Genomic DNA, 21,248 nt, shown 5'->3' with positions numbered 1-21,248 from the left:
AAATTTTCAGAAAAATAAGTAAATATAGGAGCGTTGAATATGGAAACAACTCATAAAAAATATAAAGTAAGATATGGTAATTCCAAAATTCTTTTAACAAACGAGAACAATTCCTTATTTTGGGAATCTGAAATTTATCATACAGAAAATACAGATAAAGAAGAAATGAATTTCTTTACCTCCGTGGATAAAGCCTTCTTTTCCTACCCATTAAAAAAATTAGGGAATGTTCATTTATTCGGAATCCCCTTTAGTAAAGGGTCTAATAAAAGTAATTCAAAAGTGAAAAATTTTGCTGCTGCTTTAAGGGAATCGAGCCTACGACTTCCAATATATTTAGATGAATATAATGAACAAACTTCAGGTATTTATGATTATTTAAGAGATAAATATTTGATGAAAAATTGTTTGTTAGTCGATCATGGTGATTTATCAATAGTTAATGATAGTTTTGAAGAAACTAATCACCAAATATTCCAAGTATTGAACTACATAGAACCACAAAAAACAAAATTTTGTGTAGTAGGTGGAGATCATTCAATCACATATACTCTTGTAAGAAATCTAACAAAGATATTATCGAAAAGAATACTTATTATTCAATTTGATGCTCATCACGACTGCGGATCGGATATTTTAAAAATGGATAAAGAGATTTGTCATAGCAATTTTGTTCGTTTTTTATTACAAGAGGAATTGGTTGCTGGAATCATTCAAATAGGTGTTAGAGGACTGAGATCATTAGGGCAATATTATAATCACCCTAAACTTTTTCAACTCAATTTTTCTGATTTAGATAAGCTTCATTCAATTGTATCTGAATTATTAAATACTGGAGATGAAATAATTGGGTATGTTTCATTCGATGTTGATGTATTAGAACCTAGAGATTTCCCTTTAGTAGATTTTCCAAAAATTGAAGGACCAAAATTACAAGAAGTTATCAATATGATACAGGAAATATTTAAAATTGTACCATCCATAAAAGCAGTATATATAGTCGAAGGACAATCAGGAGGTGAGCCTGAACAATATGATTCGGTTCTTCATATTTTATTATATCTACTGGAAGGGTTAACTAAAAGGGAGATGAAAAGTAGTCATGATAAAAAGTGAAAATCAAATTCAACATTATTGTATGCTGAAATTAAGTGAGGAATCGATATATGGATCAGATTTTGATAATTTTATAGCATTAGTAAATTTATCAAAAGAACTACAACCTTTATTACAATATGATAAATTAAAAATATTACAAGTATGGGAAAAGTATCGCTTTAATAATGAAGTACAAAACTACTTAAGACAGGAGCCATTTGCTTTTTCGGGATTCAAGGAAAAAATAGGTATGGAGAATATTATTTCTTGCTTCGAAAAAGGCGGGATTTTTGCTACTTTTCATTTTGGCCATTACCGTCACGTGCCTCTTGAGTTAACAAAATCTTTGAATAAAGGTAACAATTTTTCATTGGATATTGTAGTAGACAGAGAATCTTATAATAGTGAATTAGAATTAACAAAGTGGAATGAAATTAAGCAAGAGAATAATATAAGTTACATAATAGCAGAGGAAAATATAAGTGGGTTAAAGTTGCTTCGCTTACTTAAACAAGGAGGCTCATTTCTATTATATTTAGATGGAAATACAGGAGCTGGTGAAGATTCAAAACCAATTGAAGTTCAACACATTACATCATTAATAAGGTTAAGAAGCGGTATTTTCCGATTGCTGCAGTTAACTAAAAAGCCACTGTGTCTTGTAATGGCAGATTTAAATTCGGATGGAGAACCTCGTTTGAAAGCTGAGAATCTAAGATACTTTAGGAAAGAGAACTTTGAGCAATCTGTAAATGAAATTTACACCATTTTTAGAAACACACTAATCAATCATCCTGAATTATGGAGATTTTGGTATAGGCATCATCTTTATGTGAATAGTTGGATAGAAATAAAAAATTCAATGACAAATAGTCCATCGATTGATTGGCGAAGTAATAATGGCTTAGGATTAGATTTAACTACAGGAAATGTATACAAATTAGATTATTAAACAGCAGATTATTTTAACTTAATTCAGCTAGTCAAATCTGTTCAGCATGTGGATACAAAGACAGCAAGAAACCGTTCGAAATTCAAGAATGGACTTGTCCTATTTGTCATGCTTATCATGACTGCGATATAAAAGGCAAGTATCAATATTCTGACTGAGGTCTAAGAATAAAAGCATTCGCTTAGCTAGAAATAGTAACTACGGGAATAGCTTAGGAAATAAGAGACACCACTGCAAGTAAAGACACACACTTGCAAGTATACTCTATCCCCAAGAAGCGTTCACTTCAAGCGTTAAGAATTGTTATGTTTAACTGAGTGGTGAGTAGTTTACAAAGTAAAGATGACAAACCAGTAATCATTTGCCTAGGGGGACTACTATGTTTAAAAATCATAATTTTGTTTTACTGTTTTTCTCTCGTTTTTTTAGTATATTTGCAGATGCTATGTTATTTATAATTCTATTATCTATGTTGGGCAATTTTGGTATTCGCGCTATCGGACTTTCAATTTTCTTTATATTTTCTACACTTCCAGCAATTATATTTTCTTTGCCAGCGGGGGCAATTATTGAAAGAAAATACCTTCAAAAGGTCATGAGTTTTACTGACATAATACGATTTGTTTTAGTTGGATGTCTAGCATTAATTAACACAATTCATTTAACACCTACTACCATTTATATATTTGTCTTTGCCATTGTTTTGTGTAATATATTTTACATCCCGGCCAATTCGTCTCTATTGCCCAAAATTGTTAAGAAGGAATATTTAGCAAATGCAAATAGCTATATCCAAATCACAATGCTCTTTGCAAAAATAGGTTCTTATAGCGTGGGGGCGTGGTCGATTAAAAGTGGATTGAGTTATTCTAGTTTGCTACTTATCGTTGGCTCATTTTACATTATTTCGATGATTATGATTTTAGCAGTAAAGCCATATCACAAAAATTTATCAACCAACGAACCGAAAACTATCATACAGGACGTAAAAGCTGGATTAGCTTATATTAAATTAAATAAATTATATAGTAAGCTGTTTCAAATATTTGGTGCTGCATGGTTAGTTGGTTCGTCAGTGGATCTTTATTTAATATCGTATTTAGTGGAAATATTGGAACGACCACATGAAGATTTATATATAATTACCACATATAGTTTGATTGGAATTGGTTTAGGATCTTTCATATCGCCTTACTTATACAAACGAATTAATCCTAAAATAGGGATTTATGCTTCAAGTCTATTCTTTGGTATGATTATCGCTTTATTCTCATTGAAATTACCACTGGCGGTATTGTTAATAGGATTACTTATCGGTGGATTTGCACAAGGTTTATTTTTAATTTTTATAAATACGTATTTACAAAGCAATGTAGAAGAGAAATATCTTTCACGAGTATACAGCTTATACCATTTCGTTTACACTGGAGTAAGCTTGCCAGGATATCTACTTTTCGGATACTTTATTGATCGTCTCGGCATAATTAATACAGGTTTTATTATTGCATCCTATTTAATATTAATTGCTTTAGTAACGATTTTCTACTTACCATCTTTACGAGATAAAAAGCAAATCTTAGAAGAAAGGCATTCTTAAAAAAATCCAGCTATCTGTTTTTTTATTGATAGCTGGCTATTATATTTTTATTCGTTTTTAAGCTTTTTTATATATGATTGTAAGTATTCTTCATAATTTAGAGCATGATTCAAGGATTCAACCTTATGTAATATATATATTGATTCTTGAGCAAGTTCAAGACCTTGTTTATATTTTGTATGCATTTTGAATATACCGAAGTAAAAATTTAGAATTGTTTTTTCTAAAATAAAGGTTTCAGGTATATTTTGATTTTTTAATTCATATAAGTATGCTTCGGTTTCTTTCAACTTATTATGCTCAAGACAAGTTCTTATAGTATTAAAATAGATATCAAATAAATTACGCTTGTAACTTAACATGTTTTTGAAATAAATACTCTTTTTAATGACTTCTGATGATAGCATAATTACAACATCTATATCCAATAAATGTAACGTATTTCCATAAAGAATTATTTCATATTCTCCCCAGACCTCTACTTGCCATAAATAATCAACGAGTATTTTTAAATTTTCTTGTTTAACTTTGTTGTCAGTAAGCTCCGAAATAATTGCTTCGATCATGATACTGTTTAATTTATATGACAATACATTAGTTAGTTCAAATTTAAAAATTTCATCATTTCTTAACTTATTTAAAAACTTTAAATCTCCACGTAAATAAGATTCCTTCATGTTTATAATTAATTCTTCAAAATGCTCTACTTTAAATTCATTATTAATATAGATAAATTCTTCAAAACTTACATTAATTCGATTAAGTAACAATAATAACTTAGAAACAGTTATGCCAGTTTCATCTCTTTCAAATTTAGATAAATGAGAAACAGACATTATGTCTTTTGCTGTATTACTAAGACTATAACCTTTGTGTAACCGTAACTTGCGAAAAGTATTACCTAAGTTATCCATAAAAATCACCTTTATCATATATTAAAATAGAAATTATTGATCAAATTGTCTAAAAAAATAATAATAAAGAAATCGGGATAAATATTCTTTTGAACCCTATTATTAAAGAATTAGCGTTCTTAATCAAAAAAGCAGGCCGTTCAATCAAAGCACCTATACTAGGGACTACTTTCTGAATAGCTATACAATAATTGCCCTTTAGTAGCAGCTATTTGTCCCGCCATTATTTAGTCAATTTACCAGCCTTATTTTTACTAATAACCGCACAAATTTCGCCGGCATTTATTTTAAAGCTGATGTCATCTAGAATAACATTCTCTTTATATTTCTTACTTATAATTTCTACTTTTATTAATTTTAAAGACATTCTACCCACCCTCTTTGAAAATAAATATTATTTTTACAGCCAGTATAAAATGCCTTTTACAAGATGAAAAGTGTCTATTTTTTGAATATTTTGTGAACGGAAATTATAAAAATAGTCTTAGGTTTTTCTCAAGGTTTAATCTTCTTTCTAATAGGGGCACTTTCTACTGTTTTGGGCATTAAAGAAAACAATAAGCTTTCTTAAAATAAAGAAAATATCTTAGTACTAATATCCCTAATTTTTTTCGACCCCTAATTCTACTGGTAACCCATGAGTATCCCATCCTGCTTTGCGTTTAACGTAGTAGCCTTGCATTGTTTTGTAACGCGCCACAACATCTTTTATCGTTCTACCAAATGCGTGACCGACGTGTGGTAAGCCATTTGCTGTAGGTGGTCCTTCGTAAAATACAAAGGGCTTATTAGCAGAACGATTACTGATGGATGCTTGAAACGTTCGTTCTTCCTCCCATATTTTACGAATTCTTGTTTCCCTTTCTACAGTTGTCTCTTTGTTGTTGTCAACTTGCATGTAAATTCCTCCTATACAGTCGTGTATAAAAGGCATACAAAAACCCCGTCCCAAGTAAGGGACGGGGTTAACCGCGAATACCACCCTAATTCTATTGAAACCCGCTCAATAGCACTTAGCAACGTACAATCATACGTGTTCTTTTTAACGGTAGACACCCGAATTAGCTTACTTTATTCAGCTAATTTTCTCAGAGAGGATCTTCATGAAACATTTGCACACCGACTTCCACCAACATGTCGGCTCTCTGTAGAACAAAATGTAACACTACTCTTTCTCATCAACGAATTTGTATGCTTTTATTGTGACTCATCTTAACAAACTGGCAATTACTTGTCAACTTTCAGACAATCCGCGATGCTTTGATGAAGGGCCACATATTGAGGACTGCTTGCAGTTTGAATATAAAAACTTTTTAAAAATGATTTCCAGTTAAAGCGTAATATTCGATAGTGCCAGACATCAAGCTGTGCCTTTTGAGCAGACAGCATTTCCGTAGTTTCGCTTATTAATGTAATAATTTCTTGCTCCTGCAAACCTTGTTCTAACATGGTGAATATAGGTACTAACAACCTTTCATCTTCATCATGAATAAAAGCATAATTTGTTTGTAACATCATTTGCCATAAAGGACGCAAAATATCTAGAAAAGAAGCTTTATTGAATTTAGGGCTTTTCACTAATTCATCTACTGCGTCCGAGACATGTGCTACACTATGCGCCCAGCCTTTATCCGGCACATATCCCCTTACATCTTTTTCAGCTAATAAATACGCGATTAACTTATTTGTTAATTCTTCTATCTTGTTCGCTTCAATAAAATCCGACTCATTATCTTTTGCTAATATTAGTGCAACATTGTAAAGGTTCTTGTAAAAACTGAATCGGATTGGCTCTCTCCAATGCCTTTATCTAGTAAGTCCGTTACACAGTATTGTAGAGTGTCGTTTAATAATGCAGGATGTAGTAAATCTTGTTCTACAATCATTGTATAAAAGCAACCATAGATTAGTCCGTCTCGTAGCTCACTATCAACTGAGCCAATATGCACTAGCATAGACTGCATAAGTTTATTTTGATCTACTTGTTGCCAAGCATTACTGTCATTTAGGAATGCTTGAAGTTCACATTTTAAATCCGCTTCACTAAATAATGTTTCATGTAATATCATATGTAGTAAGTTCTCCTTATGTTTAGAATACATACAATTAATAACATTAATTGTACCTTAATCCATAAGAAAAAACAGCTTATCATGATAAGCTGTTTCTAAATGGTGCTAGTCTGAGATTTCAATCTTCTCCAAATTAGCAACAAAATCATATTGATTTAATGGTACTTGCCAATTGTACGTGACATTTACACTTTGTCCAATTGCAATTTTATCCTGTACTTCCTGAAGTGGAAACCAGACTCCATTCGTGTGTTTATTAATGATTTCTTCATTCGATAATTGCCCGATTTCCTCTTGCAATGCCCCTGTCACAACTAAAAATCGGTCTTCCTCCATAGCAACAACTGTCCCATATTTGTATTGTGTAGACATGTTAGGTTTAGACACGTTGTATTTGTTTTCTAAATAGGCAATTTGTTGGCCATATTTAGCAGTGAAATAATCCATTGCTTCTTTTTTCACTGCAAAGTAAGCATGCATTTGGTAACTATTTTCGTATTTTCGGTAATATTCCTTCATTAGTTCTGCTTGGGCAAACCATTTAAGTGCATTTGCTTCCATATATTTATCGAAAAATTCATCTAATGTTAGATTGAGTTTTGTTAAACCATCTTTAAATACTGTACTCTCTTTATATGACTTTTCATATTTTTCTCTTTCCGCTTGCATCTGCTTCGCAATTGCCTTTTCGCTAAATTTGATGTTTTTACTTTCTGCATAGACATAATAAGCATCCAATTCGAATAATGATTGAAAAGTCATATTAATAGATTCTTGGCTTTCATTTGCCTCAATTGCATCTTGGAAAATCATATCATAGTATGTTTCATCTAATATCGGTACAGCATTTGCTGATAACTCGTCCCCATTGTTGACTTGGGCGTATATAAATAACCCTATAAATATTGTCAGGATTACAGTAAACATACTATACTGCCAGCGTCTCGATTTCTTCGGGATGGCACGTTGTTCAATTTGCTTTACTACATTTGTCATCACACGTTTTTTACTTTCTGTTAAATCTCTTATTACTCGTACATCCACTTTACTCATGTAGCAACACCTCCCATTCAATATGCTGTAGCTTAGGCTTTAATAATTCACGTCCCCTGCGCAGCCTTGTTTTCACTGTACTGTCAGGGATGCTTAAAAGCTTCGCAATTTCACCAATAGGCATATCTTCAAAGTAAAAATAACTTAGTACCTCTCTTTGCTTTAATGGTAGTGAGAATATAGCATTTTCGATGAGCGTTTGTTCATCATGCTGAACGAGCATATCCCTTCTTGAGATTGTCTGCTTGGCAAAAATTTTCTGTTGCACTTGAATTTTGCGATAAGTCCAACTACGTAAATAATCTTTACTTTTGTTCATGACAAGCCTCGATAAATAGGCTTTTAATTCTCCACGTTCTTCATATTTTTGCTGATTGTCATAGAACTTAATAAACACATCCTGAACAATATCCTCTGCTTCTTGTAGGTCCTTTACATAATAAAAAGCAAGACGAATAAGTCGTTCCGTGTGCTGTTCCATTATTTCTTCTAGTTCCTTTACTTGCAACGTCTCGCGCCCCTTTCTCTACCCTATAAACGGTGCTCAGAAGCGAAAGGTTTGTTTTTTAGGGAATTATTATTATTTTTCATCAAAAAAAGGAAGAACCATCGTTTTTTCTGTTGAAGATAACACAATATTTGTAGAGGGTGTACCATAAGGCATTGCAGCATCAATAAACTGCTCTAATGTTTCGACAGAGTAAGTTGCGAGTTTAACAATATAACTAATTTCACCAGCTACTCGGTAACATTCCAAAACATCTGGATGGGCATTACAAAAGTCTGACAGGCTTTTACAGTCAATGGACTTAAACAAAACAATCGCCTGAATGGAGCGATCCATTTTCTTAAGATTTACTTTCGTTGTATAGCCTTCAATACTGCCTTGTTCTTCTAGTTTTTTAACACGTTCGATGACAGCTGGTGAAGATAAATGAACGATTGACGCTAGCTCCTTCATTGAGATTTTCGCGTTTAATTGTAATTGACGTAAAATTTCTGTATCGATATTGTCCATTAGAATCCACCTTTTTTTATTAATTGTTTTTTAATTAATTCCTTTCCTTATAAGGAAAATAGACTTGATTACATTATATAACTTCTGTTATTCAGTTACTCCATTTATTACAATTAAAGCAATAAAGGAGGCATCAACCATATGAAAAAAATCTTACTACTTTTAGCAAATGGCTTTGAAGCGGTAGAAGCAAGTGTCTTTACAGATGTGCTAGGCTGGAACAAATGGGAGGGAGATGGCACAACAGAGGTTGTTACAGTAGGATTACATAACAAATTACAATGTACATGGAATTTTCAAGTTACGCCCGAAAAATTATTGCATGAAATTGCACTAGAGGACTTTGATGCACTCGCGATTCCTGGAGGTTTTGAAGAAGCGGGTTTTTATGATGATGCATTTAGTGAAGCATTTCAACAAGTTATCCGCCATTTTAACGAACATAAAAAGCCCATTGCGACAATTTGTGTAGCATCGCTCGCTTTAGGACATAGTGGCATTTTACAAAATAAGATGGCAACTACTTACAATCACCCAACAAGTAAACGATTAGGTCAGTTACAATCTTATGGAGCAGAAGTTATCAACGAACGGATTGTTTGCACAGAACACATTATTACCTCTTCAAATCCAGGCACTGCGTTCGATGTCGCCTTTCACTTACTCGAAATGCTTACATCTATTCCAAATACATTAAAAGTAAAAGAACTAATGGGATTTAAATAATAATTTTCATGAAATAGGGTCAGCTTATATTGCTTTCGTCCATTCACTGTGCGAAGCCATATAAGAAGGTCCTATTTATTTTATATGACGAGTTATATTAAAAGCTATGTAAACATAACTTACTGTAAAGCGTAACGATTATCATTTATTGAATGATAGTTACAACCCGATTAAGTCAAAGAATTAGGAGGCAAATGTGAATCGTCCACTTCCCAAACAATTATTAAATGCTCGATTTTTTCTGCTGCTCATGATTATTTTGTTTCTAACCCCAACTTTCTTTCCTAGTAGTGCATGGCTCTTTTCTTTCGGAACGCCACTATTAAATCTCAATACTATATTTTTGAGTATTTTAATAGAAGCTTTACCATTTGTTTTAATTGGGGTTCTAATTGCTGGGTTTATTCAAATTTTTATTACGGAGCAACATATTCAAAAGTGTATTCCAAAAAATAAATTTCTGGCAATTATCATGAGCTGTGTGATTGGTGCACTATTCCCCGCCTGTGAGTGCGGAATAGTACCCATTGTAAGAAGACTTGTATCAAAGGGGGTACCTATCCATGCCGCAATGGGTTTTATGTTAACGGGACCTCTTATAAATCCTATTGTCATTATTTCTACATATATGGCTTTCGGTAATGATCTAAAAATTGCAGGGTTGCGCATGATATTAGGCTTTATCATAGCCATTATCGTCGCACTGCTTATTAGTATGCTGTTTACTGGAACACAATTTAAAAAGGGTATTCGAACTAATCATGCCCAGCATGTTACAGCAAAACTATCATTCTTTAAAAAATGTTCAAACATGGTCAATCATTCGATTGATGAGTTTTTTGATATGGGCAAATATTTAATCATCGGGGCTTTTTTAGCAGCTTTTGTGCAAACCTTTGTATCCACTAAAACACTTGTAGATATAGGCGATCATTTTACATCTTCTATGTCAGTCATGATGCTGTTAGCCTATATCCTTTCATTATGTTCCGAAGCAGACGCCTTTATAGGTGCATCTTTTAGCTCTATTTTTCCAACGCCATCAATACTTGCGTTCTTAATTTTTGGGCCTATGATTGATTTTAAAAACACCATCATGATGTTGGGCGTATTTCGATTGAAATTTGTCCTATCAGTACTAACGATCGTGTTTCTCGTTATCTTTTTTATAATATGGCTAATCGCACCTTTTCTTTAAGGAGGCAACTAATGAAATTTCACTTGCAACAAGCTGTAAAGGCCGTTATTTTATGTGCTTTCTCTGTTATGATTTTCAATTTACATGCAACTGGTGAAATAACAAAATTAATTAACCCAAAATATGAGATGTTAAGTAAAACCGTAGCAATTATTTTTTTGGTGTTGTTTGTAGCCCAATTAAAAAGGATTTTCTCTTTTTCTAATCATCGCAATCATAACGATTTATGCGGGTGTTGCGCTCATAGCTTAGTTAACCCACCGTTTAATTGGAAAAGAATATTATCTTATCTCATTCTAGTTGTTCCATTGTTAACTGGATTTACATTGCCTACAAAATTTTTAGATGCATCCATCGCGCAAAAAAAAGGCGCGACGATAATGATGACCAATCAATCCCAAGCCACAAAAAAGGATGAAGTGGCAAGTCGTAACGAAGTCAATAACGATGGTTTGGTGGAAGATCATCCTATTGATCCAAAACTATTAGAAGAACAACAGGAAATGTCAAAAAAAGAATACGACCTTTTAAAGCAACAACTGGCACAAAATTCAATTGTTGAGATGACAAATTATATATTCTCTGTATATTACGAGGATATTAATAATAATTTATCACAATATCAAGGTAAAAAAATACGACTAAGTGGTTTTGTGTTAAAAGAAACTGATTTACTAGAAAATCAATTCGTCATTTCCCGATTTTTAATTACGCATTGTGTTGCTGATGCAAGCATTATTGGGTTTCTAACGGAAATGCCCGAAGCTGCGAGCTTACAAGAAGATAGCTGGATTGAGGCTGAAGGGACAATTGATATTGGTTACTATAATGGCGTTGAACTACCTATCATTAAAATTGAACAATGGAAAAACATACAGGAGCCAGCTGAACCGTATATCTATCCAATTGACATTTTAATTAGTATGTAAATAAAAAAACCGACCTCCTAAGAGATCGGTTTTACTAAAATAATTATTCAGCAGCTTTCGCGCGAAGAACCATTTGTAGGATACCACCGTGACGGTAGTAGTCTACTTCTACTTCTGAGTCGAAACGAGCTAAAGCTTGGAAAGTTTTAACTGTACCGTCTTCAGATTTAGCAGTAACTGTTAAGATATCACGTGGTTTCACATCGTCAGTAATGTTTACAGAGATTTCTTCTTTACCAGTTAAACCTAGAGAATCAGCAGATTCACCGTTTAAGTATTGTAAAGGAAGAACACCCATCATTACTAAGTTTGAACGGTGGATACGCTCGTAAGATTGTGCGATAACAGTTTTCACGCCAAGTAGGAATGTACCTTTCGCAGCCCAGTCACGAGAAGAACCCATACCATAGTCGTTACCAGCAAGTACTACTAAGCCAGTACCTTGCTCTTGGTATTTCATGCATGCGTCATAGATGTACTCTACTTCGCCTGTTGGCCAGTAAGTAGTGAAACCACCTTCTGTACCAGGAGCTACTTGGTTACGGATACGGATGTTTGCAAATGTACCACGCATCATAACTTCGTGGTTACCACGACGAGAACCGTATGAGTTGAAGTCACGGATTGCAACACCGTTTTCGATTAAATATTTACCTGCAGGTGTATCTTTACCGATTGCACCAGCTGGAGAAATATGGTCAGTTGTAATTGAGTCACCGAACTTCGCCATAATGCGTAAGCCGTCTAAGCCTTTGATAGCTTCTGGCTCTTTTGCAAGACCTTGGAAGAATGGTGGGTTTTGGATGTAAGTTGATTTGTCATCAAATGTGTATAGAGACTCAGTTGATGTTTCAATTGCATTCCATTTTTCGTTCGCTGTGAATACAGTTTCGTATTCTTTTTGGAATAATTCACGGTTAACTACAGTACCTAATACAGCGTTAACTTCTTCAGTTGAAGGCCAGATATCAGCGAAGAATACTTCGTTACCATCTTTGTCTTTACCGAATGAATCTTTTTGTAGGTCGATATCCACAGTACCAGCAAGTGCGTAAGCTACAACAAGTGGTGGTGAAGCTAAGTAGTTAGCTTTTACAAGTGGGTGTACACGGCCTTCGAAGTTACGGTTACCAGAAAGAACAGACGTTACGAATAAGTCGTTCGCTTTGATAGCTTCTTCGATTTCAGGAAGTAATGGACCTGAGTTACCGATACATGTTGTACAACCGTAACCTACAGTGTTGAAACCGATTTGGTCAAGGTATGTTTGTAAACCTGAATCTTCAAGGTAACCAGTTACAACTTTAGAACCTGGTGCTAAAGAAGTTTTTACCCATTTCGGTACAGTTAAACCTTTTTCTACAGCTTTTTTCGCAACTAAACCAGCAGCGATTAAAACGTATGGGTTAGATGTATTTGTACAAGAAGTGATAGCAGCGATTGCTACAGCACCTGTTGGAATTTCTACATCACCTTCAGCAAATTTAGCTACAGAAGTTTTTTCGAATTCAGCTTCAGTTAAACCGAAACCTTGAGTTCCTTGTGGAGCCACTACTGCTTCTTTGTAACGAGAACGCATTTGAGATAGTGGAATTAAGTCTTGTGGACGTTTAGGACCAGAAAGGTTTGGTTCGATTTCAGCTAAGTTTACTTCTAATACGTCAGTGTAAACTGGCTCTAATGCTGGATCAAAGAACATGTGGTTCGCTTTTAAGTAAGCTTCTACAACCGCGATGTGCTCTTCGTCACGACCAGTTAAACGCATGTAGTTTAATGATTCTTCGTCAATAGCGAAGTAACCACAAGTAGCACCATATTCAGGAGCCATGTTAGAGATTGTTGCACGGTCAGCTAGTGGTAATTTAGATACGCCAGGTCCGAAGAACTCAACGAATTTACCAACTACGCCACGTTGACGTAAAACTTGTGTTACTTTTAATGCTAAGTCAGTAGCAGTCGTTCCGTTTGGAAGATCGCCAACTAATTTAACACCGATAACTTCTGGAATTGGGAAGTATGAAGGTTGACCAAGCATACCTGCTTCAGCTTCGATACCACCAACACCCCATCCAAGAACGCCGATACCGTTGATCATTGTTGTATGTGAGTCAGTACCTACTACTGAGTCTGGGAATGTTTCAAATGTACCGTCAGCGTTTTCGTTTACGTGTACAACTGGAGCTAAATACTCTAAGTTTACTTGGTGAACGATACCTGTTGCTGGAGGTACAGCACGGAAGTTATTGTAAGCAGTTTGAGCCCATTTTAAGAAGTTATAACGCTCAGCGTTACGTTCGAATTCAAGGTCCATGTTAGCTTGTAATGCAGATGCATTACCGTATTTGTCAACTTGTACTGAGTGGTCAATTACAAGGTCAACTGGAATAGCAGGGTTGATTTTGTTTGGATCTCCGCCCATTTCTTTCATTGCTGAACGAAGAGATGCAAGGTCAACTACTACTGGTACACCAGTAAAGTCTTGTAATACTACGCGAGAAGGTTTGAATGGTACTTCAGCTTCTGGATCAGCACCGTTACCCCATTTTGCTAATTCGTTTACGTGCTCTTCTTTGATTACGTATGCATCATATTGACGTAAAACTGATTCTAATAATACTTTGATTGAGTAAGGAAGGTTTGAAACTTTTGCAACGCCAGCTTTTTCAATCGCAGCTAAGTCATAGTAATTGTAAGTTTTACCATTAACTTCGAATGATGCGCGGCTGTTGTGTAAATTACCTTGTGCCATTTGCGGATCCCCCTAAATATCTTTTTGAAAAGGCCTATGTAAAGCATCTTTTCTCCACCACCCATAATAACGTATTTATATTCATAAGTAAATTACATTAATATTATCTTTTTCAATAAGTATTTCTTATGACAAGTGATGTCTTTTATTTATTTTACATGAATGAGCGAATTTGTGACGAAAATGACATATTTCGGCCTGTTTTATTTTAGACATTTTTTTAAAAACTATGCACATTAAGTTTGCAACAATAATAAAATTAGTTGTTTACTATAAAAATACAGGGATTGAACCCTCAAAGCACCAAATAATAAAGGAAAATCAATCCATTTAGTTCGATACAGTTTCCTTTGTGACCAAAGACTTTAACGCCATACTAAGCTCTTGTATTTGATCGGTTGTACTAGTCATCATTTCAAGCATGTGATGTTCGTCCTCAACCGAAAGTAAAATATCACTAGTAGAAGCAGCATTTTCCTCCGTCATCTCATTCAACTTTTCAATTTGTTCTTGAATTTTTTCAAACTGCAAAATGGCACTACTTAATTCATTCATACCACTTGTTAAATCCGTATTGGTTATAGCAAAGGTATCTTTTAAAACGTTAAAGAAATGGCTGACATCCTGCAACAGCAATTCACCATATTGTAGTGCTTGTTCTCCATCATTCGAACGTTGTTGAGCTTCCGTTGATTTTTCGAATATTGTTTTAGTTACATTTGTAATACTAACCGTAATGGCCGCACTTTCTTCTGCCAATTTCCGTACCTCTTCAGCGACAACAGCAAATCCCTTTCCTTGCTCGCCTGCTCTAGCAGCTTCAATCGTGGCATTTAATGCAAGTAAGTTCGTCTGTTCTGCTATATGTTGGATGCCTTTCAACAAGTTATCAACTGTGTGCAAACTTTGTTGCAATGCTTGGACGGTCTCGGCAGTTGAACCGATTGCATTGTTCATAACACTCATTTGAGCCATCGCCTCTTGCATTTTGCCCCACCCTGCTAATACTTCATGTTGGAGATTACTAGATTTCGCTACCGTATCCTGTGATATGGAAAAGGTTTTATTGACAAATTGTACGGATTCCTTCATTGTACCATGAATCATTTGTAAACTTGAGGCTTCCTGTTGAATACTCGCTGCGATATCTTCAGTTGCTTGCAATATTTGCTTACTTGACCCCGAAATACTGTACATAGTTTGTTGAAAACGAGTAATATGCTCATCTAATCTATAGCTACTTTGTTCAATTTGATTGAAGGTCATCTGTAGTTGAGCGAGCGAAGCTTTTACTTCATTTTGCTGCGCCGCTGCATGTGTAAGTAGCTCATTTCCCCATTTAGCCAGTAGAAAGAAAACAATAATAACGCCATTGGTAATGGCTAATAATGTAACGAATACAATAATATCGTTAAAAGGACCCAATAGTGAGTCCGATTTCACTACATATAAAATCACGAAGCTTACGTTTAGTATGATCCCAAAAAAGATAATTAGTTCCTTTTTAAAGTACAACGCAATAATGGCAATTGTACATAGTAAAATATAATGCTTGTTCAATGAAAAACTATCTAGTAAAAACAATGTAAAAACGATACTAGATGGAATCATGCCAAATATAAACCCTTTAATATATGTTTTGATTGGTAAAAAATAATTACATAAAGCGCAAGCAATTACCGCTAAACCAATAAATAAGAACATCATTCCTTTTGTAAGTATCATTGGCCCACAAATAAGAATAGCTAAAATTGAAATGATGGCTACATTAACACGGTGCACTTTACGTGTATCATAGCGAATATTGACCTCCATTATAGTTCCCTCCTAAAAAATGAATGGACATTCAGTTTGTTTTTCTATTATTATAAAGTATAAACATTACTTTTTATAGACAAAAAAGGTATTTTAGAGAAAATTTAGCTTTTTTCTATTCAGAAGGGAGATTTTTTAATGGAGAGAGCACAAAAAATAGCACCAAACTTTTTTTGCATTGATACGCACGATTTGAATCGGAAGGAACGCACAAGCGCTTATTTACTTATCGATGAGAAAATTGCGTTGATTGAAACATCTGCAAGTCCTTCCGTGCCCTATATAATAGAAGGTTTAAATGAATTGCAAATTACACTAGATGATATTGACTATGTCATCGTTACACATATTCATTTAGATCATGCAGGCGGCGCTGGTCTTTTTCTTCAAAGTTGCCCGAAAGCAAAATTAGTCGTACACCCCCGTGGTGCTGGGCATATGATTGACCCAACACGCCTAATTGCAAGTGCAAAGGCTGTATATGGTCAAGAATTCCATCGCCTCTTTGACCCAATCGTACCGGTTGCGCCTGAACGGATTATGGAAGCTGGGCATGGCGATATTTTATCGTTAGGCAATCATCAACTAACTTTTTACCATACGGAAGGTCATGCTAAACATCACGTATCCATGCATTACTCTGCGACGAATGGAATGTTTGTAGGTGATACAACAGGTGTCTGTTATCCAGAGTTGGCTGATGAAGCAATTGATTTAATTATCCCTTCAACTTCTCCGAATCAGTATGATCCAGATACGATGGAGCAATCGATTCAATTATATGAAAAACTTAATGTTCAGGAATTGTATTTCGGTCATTACGGTGCCTATCAAAACCCAATAGAAGCCTATCGTCAAGTTCGCTACTGGACGCCGTTGTTTTTAGTTGAAGGAGAAAAGGCACTAGCTTCACCTGGTACTTTAGCACAGCAAGCTAAATTATTAGATACGAGATTGCAAGCACTTTTACATCAATATCTACAGCGAAATGGTATTGCAGAAAACCATCCCGTCTATCAAACGATTCCTTTTGATACAGCAGTATCAGCAATGGGCATTCTTGATTATTTGCAAAAAAACAAACCATCTAATAGCAAATAGATAAAGAATCTGCTCATTTCTCACGGTAACTTTGAGAAATGTTGCAGATTCTTTTATTGGTTATCTAAATGCTGAAGCACTGCTTGAAAGTCCTGTTCTTCCCCTATCGCTTGAAAATGGATCAATGGATTACCCACCCGTTTGATTCGCTCTATAACAGCAGGTATCGTAAATTGTTCCGGTGATAATTTGTCGTTTACTTCATTCCAATGTAGAGGTGTTGCAACTAAGCCCATTTCATTACCTCTGGTGGAAAACGGCGATATAATGGTTTTCCCTTCCGCATGTTGCACATAATCTAAATACAATCTATCTTTGCGATTTTTCTTTAAACGTTCAATCGTATATAATTCGGGTTTTTGCTCACATAAAAAACGACAGACAAACTCTGTAAAAAGACGAACTTGTTCATAAGAAAATGTATTGTGTGGTAATGGAATATAGACTTGCAAACCTTTGCCACCGGAAGTTTTAACAAAAGACTGTAGTTTAAAATAATCAAATATTTCTTTTAAGTGTAGTGCACCACTTACAGCAAGTGAAAATGCATCGACGGAAGGAGGATCCAGGTCAAAAACAATCTCTGTAGGCTTTTCAGTGTCAATCGTTTGAAAAGGGATGTGAAATTCTAATGCAAGTTGGTTCCCTAACCACAGCAGTGTTTCAAGGTTATTGCATAGGATACTATGATGTTCGCTAACTTTTTCTGTTACGACAAATGCAGGTAGATGTTCCGGACTGCTTTTTTGATAGAAACTCTCTCCTGGTACCCCATGAGGAAAACGAATTAACGTAATAGGTCGATTTCGTAAAAATGGCAGTATAAAGGGTGATACAAGCTGTAAATAGTACAAATAGTCCTCTTTAGTAATTGCAATAGCAGGCCACACCGGCTTGTTGGGATGTGTGACTGGCACACTATCCGGTATTGGCATAAGCTGGCGTTGCATAAGTTGCCAATTACAGTACTGGTGTTCCATTTCTAATCGAAAGGCATGAAAACGAGGTTCTCTTAACTTACTACCATCAAAGTCGATACAGGCAATATCAATACAGATGGATGGTTCTAATTGCCATGTTTCATTGTTTTGTTGCCCATTTGCTTGAAAGAATGTAATTAGGGTATTTAACTCGTCCTTTTTCATCCCATGCCTAAAAACAACCACTTCCGTTAGCACACCCTGACGATGAACACAACCGTGAAAATATCCATTTCCTTTATCAAATTTGTTCACAATCACTGTGACAATTTTCCAATTTTTAATTTTTAGCCAATGTGTTGACCGTACAGCCTCCTGCCATTTACTCGTCTTTTTCTTGGCAATAATACCTTCACCATTATAAATTTTGATGAAATGCCACAAAGTTTGGCTATCTTCAAAAACATCAATTGCTTGTACACGATGGTTTTCTTCATATTTAATAGCAGTCGGTAGCTTTAACGATGTAAAAAGAGTGTTTAGTTGCTGTTTTCGCGTTTTTAAATAGCGATTCATTTGACTTTCACCTTGATAGGAAAGTAAATCAAAAACAATATAATGACAAGGAAAGGATGTGGCATGTGCAGCAATCACTTCTTTTTTTTGCATTCTTCCCCGTTGTTGCACGACTGCAAATTCACTTTTATAGTTGTTGATTAAATACACTATTTCTCCGTCAAATACTAACGGTAAAAATACTTTGATCTGATTATAAAGACTTCTGCAATAATCAATAATTTCCGGAAACAAATGATTTAACACATTGCCATTTCTACTTTTCAAAATAGGCTCTTTATCAGTCCACTGTAATAGACAGCGGAATCCGTCATATTTCCCTTCGTAAAGCCAGTCATCTCCTTTTGGCGGTTCATTTACTTCTACTAGTAACATCGGTTTGATCTTGTACACCTACTTTCTTATTTTGTACTGTTGACACTATTTTTATTTAGCATACATAAAACACATCAAATTATTACATAGTAAGAAAAACGAGGTGACAACATGCATACAGTTTGGAAAGGCAGTATTTCATTTGGTCTTGTCAACATACCAGTTAAACTACATGCTGCTACAGAAAATAAAGACATTAAATTACGACAACTTCATAAAGAATGCCATACACCTATTAGCTATAAGAAAGTATGTGAGGGTTGTAATCAAGAAGTAACAGAAGAAAATATTGTAAAGGCATATGAGTATGCAAAAAATAAGTTTGTCGTTCTAGATGAAGAAGAGCTAGAGAACTTGCGTAAAGAAAACGAAGATAAGGCTGTTGAAATTATCGATTTTGTTAAATTAGGCGAAATTGACCCTATCTATTTTGAACGAACTTATTTTTTATCTCCTGATACTACAGGCAGTAAGGCATATGCCCTATTGCGACAAACGTTAGAGGAGTCAGGTAAAATTGGCGTTGCTAAAATTATTATTCGTTCGAAGGAACAGCTTGCGATTGTTCGTGTTTATCAAAATGCTCTCGTAATGGAAACAATCCATTTTCCTGACGAAGTTCGTAGTGTGCAAGATGTTCCAAACATCCCAAGTGAGCCAACCATTGTTCAAAAGGAATTGGACGCTGCACTGATGCTAGTCGACCAGTTAACAACTGTATTTAATCCAGAAAAATATACAGATGACTATCGCAATGCTTTAATGGAACTTATCGAAGAAAAGAAAGCGACAAATTCAGTATCTGCCAGTGATAAGCGTCCTCTACCTGACAACGTTACTGATTTGATGTCAGCACTCCAAGCTTCTTTAGATAAAACAAAAAAACCTACAACAAGAAAAAGAGCAACCAAAACGAAGAAAAATGCGTGAAGGCTCGCTCACCAACCATAGAGCGAAAGGCATCGAGAACTTATATACTCGATGCCTTTTTCTTGTGGTATAGCTAAACCCCCTTAAAAGGAAACGTATGTTTGTTCATCATGTTATAATTAGTATAAAAATTGATGGATGGTGTCTAATGACCAAAGTAAATATTGAGGAACGTATGAATCACTATCGTGTTCAAGGGTTAAGTCTATTGGTAATTGAAAAGGGACAAATTAGTCAAATAGAACATTATGGATATCTTATGGCAGGAACTAGGCAAAAAGTAAATGACCAATCTATTTTCAATGCCTGTTCTATAAGCAAATTTTTAACAAGCATGGTAGTCATGGTATTAGTGGAACAAGGCTATTTAGATTTAGATGAGGATGTCAATAACAAACTGAAATCGTGGAAGGTACCGGAAAATCAATATACGAAGCTAAAAAAAGTAACATTACGAAACTTACTTTGTCATCAATCTGGCATTATAGATCCAGCGAATAGTTTTTCAACTTTAAACGATTCTCATGCGAAACCGTCAATGGTAAATTTGTTAAATGGCACAACACCTTACTGTCAAAGCCCTATAGAAGTAAGTGGTGAACCTTGGCATGCATTTCATTATTCGGATGCTGGTTTTTGTATTATACAGTTATTAATAGAAGATGTAATGGCACAATCATTTGACTCGATTATAGAGGAACATATATTTAAACCGTTAACTATGACACATAGCACACTTTCTACAACATTTGCATCATCAAAAGAACAATCTTTCGCTAGTGGTCACCACAAATATGGAAAATCGGTGACAGATAACTACCCAATTTATCCTTACCCTGCTGCTTGTGGCTTATGGACATCCCCCGCTGATCTAGCTAAATTATTACTAGAGTTAATAAATGCTTTAAAGGGCTCTAGTAAAATCGGTATCTCTGCAAACCTAGTCGAAGAGCTAATTCAACCACAAGGTGCTAAAGAATGGGCTGGTTTAGGGGTATTTCTTGAGGGCTCAGGACAAGAAGTAGAAATCTCCTCCCTTGGTTGGGGTATTGGGTTTCAATGTATGCTTGTATTCTTTCCTTATTTAGAAAAAGGAATGATTGTTATGACAAATACTGATTTAGGCGTTCATCAAATGCAAGGAATCATAGGTGAACTATACAAATCACTTATCTCCTGTTCATAAACGACGTTTTCCCCTACCAAAATCCAAACAAAACTAAAC

At 34.9% G+C, this 21,248-nt stretch carries 20 protein-coding genes, 1 pseudogene and 1 other annotated feature; of the genes and pseudogenes, 10 read left to right on the top strand and 11 right to left on the bottom strand.

Translation table 11 applies throughout. From position 1 onward, the window contains the following. Positions 1–39 precede the first annotated feature (39 nt). The 4 genes from MKY08_RS10115 (at position 40) to MKY08_RS10100 (ending at position 3,647) form a co-directional block, all read left to right on the top strand. Entirely contained in the window at positions 40–1,116 is a 1,077-nt protein-coding gene (locus MKY08_RS10115) for an arginase family protein (protein ID WP_069512681.1), read from the top strand. After that, positions 1,103–2,050, top strand: a complete 948-nt coding sequence (locus tag MKY08_RS10110; RefSeq protein WP_069512682.1) for a hypothetical protein — start codon at positions 1,103–1,105, stop codon at positions 2,048–2,050. The genes MKY08_RS10115 and MKY08_RS10110 overlap by 14 nt, the downstream gene beginning before the upstream one ends. 35 nt (positions 2,051–2,085) lie before the next feature. Further along, positions 2,086–2,208, top strand: coding sequence for a zinc ribbon domain-containing protein (locus tag MKY08_RS10105; RefSeq protein ID WP_256093206.1), 123 nt, complete (start codon positions 2,086–2,088; stop codon positions 2,206–2,208). 221 nt (positions 2,209–2,429) lie between these two features. Next, complete coding sequence (locus MKY08_RS10100; RefSeq protein WP_069512683.1) at positions 2,430–3,647, top strand: MFS transporter; 1,218 nt, start codon at positions 2,430–2,432, stop codon at positions 3,645–3,647. 47 nt (positions 3,648–3,694) lie between these two features. On the opposite strand, the gene MKY08_RS10095 is transcribed toward MKY08_RS10100, so the two are convergent. The 8 genes and pseudogenes from MKY08_RS10095 to MKY08_RS10060 form a co-directional block, all read right to left on the bottom strand. Next, a complete protein-coding gene (locus MKY08_RS10095; protein WP_069512684.1) occupies positions 3,695–4,561 on the bottom strand; it encodes an Rgg/GadR/MutR family transcriptional regulator in 867 nt (288 codons plus the stop codon). Between the two features lie 223 nt (positions 4,562–4,784). Beyond that, positions 4,785–4,928, bottom strand: coding sequence for a hypothetical protein (locus tag MKY08_RS10090; protein ID WP_176723210.1), 144 nt, complete (start codon positions 4,926–4,928; stop codon positions 4,785–4,787). A 240-nt stretch (positions 4,929–5,168) separates the two neighbouring features. Beyond that, positions 5,169–5,459: pseudogene (locus tag MKY08_RS10085) on the bottom strand (class I tRNA ligase family protein); the annotation flags it as partial. A 54-nt stretch (positions 5,460–5,513) separates the two neighbouring features. Further along, positions 5,514–5,752 (bottom strand) — a binding site (T-box leader). Between the two features lie 36 nt (positions 5,753–5,788). Beyond that, the gene (locus MKY08_RS10080; protein ID WP_256093207.1) at positions 5,789–6,262 is read right to left on the bottom strand and encodes a DUF2785 domain-containing protein; all 474 of its coding nucleotides are present in this window, start codon (positions 6,260–6,262) and stop codon (positions 5,789–5,791) included. A gap of 44 nt (positions 6,263–6,306) precedes the next feature. Further along, complete coding sequence (locus MKY08_RS10075; protein WP_069512687.1) at positions 6,307–6,630, bottom strand: hypothetical protein; 324 nt, start codon at positions 6,628–6,630, stop codon at positions 6,307–6,309. Between the two features lie 108 nt (positions 6,631–6,738). Continuing rightward, on the bottom strand, positions 6,739–7,686 hold the full coding sequence (locus tag MKY08_RS10070; protein WP_069512688.1) for a DUF3221 domain-containing protein: 948 nt from the start codon (positions 7,684–7,686) through the stop codon (positions 6,739–6,741). Next, positions 7,679–8,194: a sigma-70 family RNA polymerase sigma factor gene (locus tag MKY08_RS10065; protein ID WP_081327995.1), complete on the bottom strand. Its 516-nt coding sequence runs from the start codon at positions 8,192–8,194 to the stop codon at positions 7,679–7,681. Before MKY08_RS10065 ends, MKY08_RS10070 begins: the two co-directional genes overlap by 8 nt. Positions 8,195–8,266: 72 nt before the next feature. Then, positions 8,267–8,704 (bottom strand): Lrp/AsnC family transcriptional regulator, encoded by a 438-nt coding sequence (locus tag MKY08_RS10060; RefSeq protein ID WP_069512689.1) that lies wholly within the window; start codon positions 8,702–8,704, stop codon positions 8,267–8,269. Between the two features lie 141 nt (positions 8,705–8,845). On the opposite strand from MKY08_RS10060, the gene MKY08_RS10055 reads away from it, so the two are divergent. The 3 genes from MKY08_RS10055 to MKY08_RS10045 all read left to right on the top strand — a co-directional run bounded on the left by MKY08_RS10055 (position 8,846) and on the right by MKY08_RS10045 (position 11,557). Beyond that, complete coding sequence (locus MKY08_RS10055) at positions 8,846–9,430, top strand: DJ-1/PfpI family protein (RefSeq protein WP_069512690.1); 585 nt, start codon at positions 8,846–8,848, stop codon at positions 9,428–9,430. Between the two features lie 196 nt (positions 9,431–9,626). Then, the gene (locus MKY08_RS10050; protein ID WP_069512691.1) at positions 9,627–10,628 is read left to right on the top strand and encodes a permease; all 1,002 of its coding nucleotides are present in this window, start codon (positions 9,627–9,629) and stop codon (positions 10,626–10,628) included. 11 nt (positions 10,629–10,639) lie between these two features. After that, the gene (locus MKY08_RS10045; RefSeq protein ID WP_069512692.1) at positions 10,640–11,557 is read left to right on the top strand and encodes a TIGR03943 family protein; all 918 of its coding nucleotides are present in this window, start codon (positions 10,640–10,642) and stop codon (positions 11,555–11,557) included. A gap of 43 nt (positions 11,558–11,600) precedes the next feature. Here the strand turns inward: MKY08_RS10045 and acnA are convergent, their stop codons facing one another. Both acnA and MKY08_RS10035 read right to left on the bottom strand, forming a co-directional pair. Beyond that, positions 11,601–14,306: an aconitate hydratase AcnA gene (gene acnA, locus MKY08_RS10040; RefSeq protein WP_069512693.1), complete on the bottom strand. Its 2,706-nt coding sequence runs from the start codon at positions 14,304–14,306 to the stop codon at positions 11,601–11,603. Positions 14,307–14,636: 330 nt separating this feature from the next. Beyond that, the gene (locus MKY08_RS10035; protein ID WP_069512694.1) at positions 14,637–16,121 is read right to left on the bottom strand and encodes a methyl-accepting chemotaxis protein; all 1,485 of its coding nucleotides are present in this window, start codon (positions 16,119–16,121) and stop codon (positions 14,637–14,639) included. A 138-nt stretch (positions 16,122–16,259) separates the two neighbouring features. On the opposite strand from MKY08_RS10035, the gene MKY08_RS10030 reads away from it, so the two are divergent. After that, a complete protein-coding gene (locus tag MKY08_RS10030) occupies positions 16,260–17,222 on the top strand; it encodes an MBL fold metallo-hydrolase (protein ID WP_069512695.1) in 963 nt (320 codons plus the stop codon). Between the two features lie 53 nt (positions 17,223–17,275). Here MKY08_RS10030 and MKY08_RS10025 read toward each other — a convergent pair whose 3' ends face one another. After that, the gene (locus MKY08_RS10025) at positions 17,276–19,102 is read right to left on the bottom strand and encodes a DNA ligase D (RefSeq protein WP_069512794.1); all 1,827 of its coding nucleotides are present in this window, start codon (positions 19,100–19,102) and stop codon (positions 17,276–17,278) included. Between the two features lie 102 nt (positions 19,103–19,204). Between MKY08_RS10025 and MKY08_RS10020 the strand changes: the two genes are divergently transcribed. Continuing rightward, complete coding sequence (locus tag MKY08_RS10020; protein WP_069512696.1) at positions 19,205–20,023, top strand: Ku protein; 819 nt, start codon at positions 19,205–19,207, stop codon at positions 20,021–20,023. A 148-nt stretch (positions 20,024–20,171) separates the two neighbouring features. Next, positions 20,172–21,209, top strand: a complete 1,038-nt coding sequence (locus MKY08_RS10015; RefSeq protein ID WP_069512697.1) for a serine hydrolase domain-containing protein — start codon at positions 20,172–20,174, stop codon at positions 21,207–21,209. Positions 21,210–21,248: the final 39 nt, after the last annotated feature.

Origin of the sequence: Lysinibacillus sp. FSL M8-0337 (assembly GCF_038593855.1) — a bacterium.
GTDB lineage: Bacteria > Bacillota > Bacilli > Bacillales_A > Planococcaceae > Lysinibacillus > Lysinibacillus sphaericus_D.
Note: the sequence above shows the minus strand (reverse complement) of the source record. Positions and strands in the feature narration are given on the sequence as shown.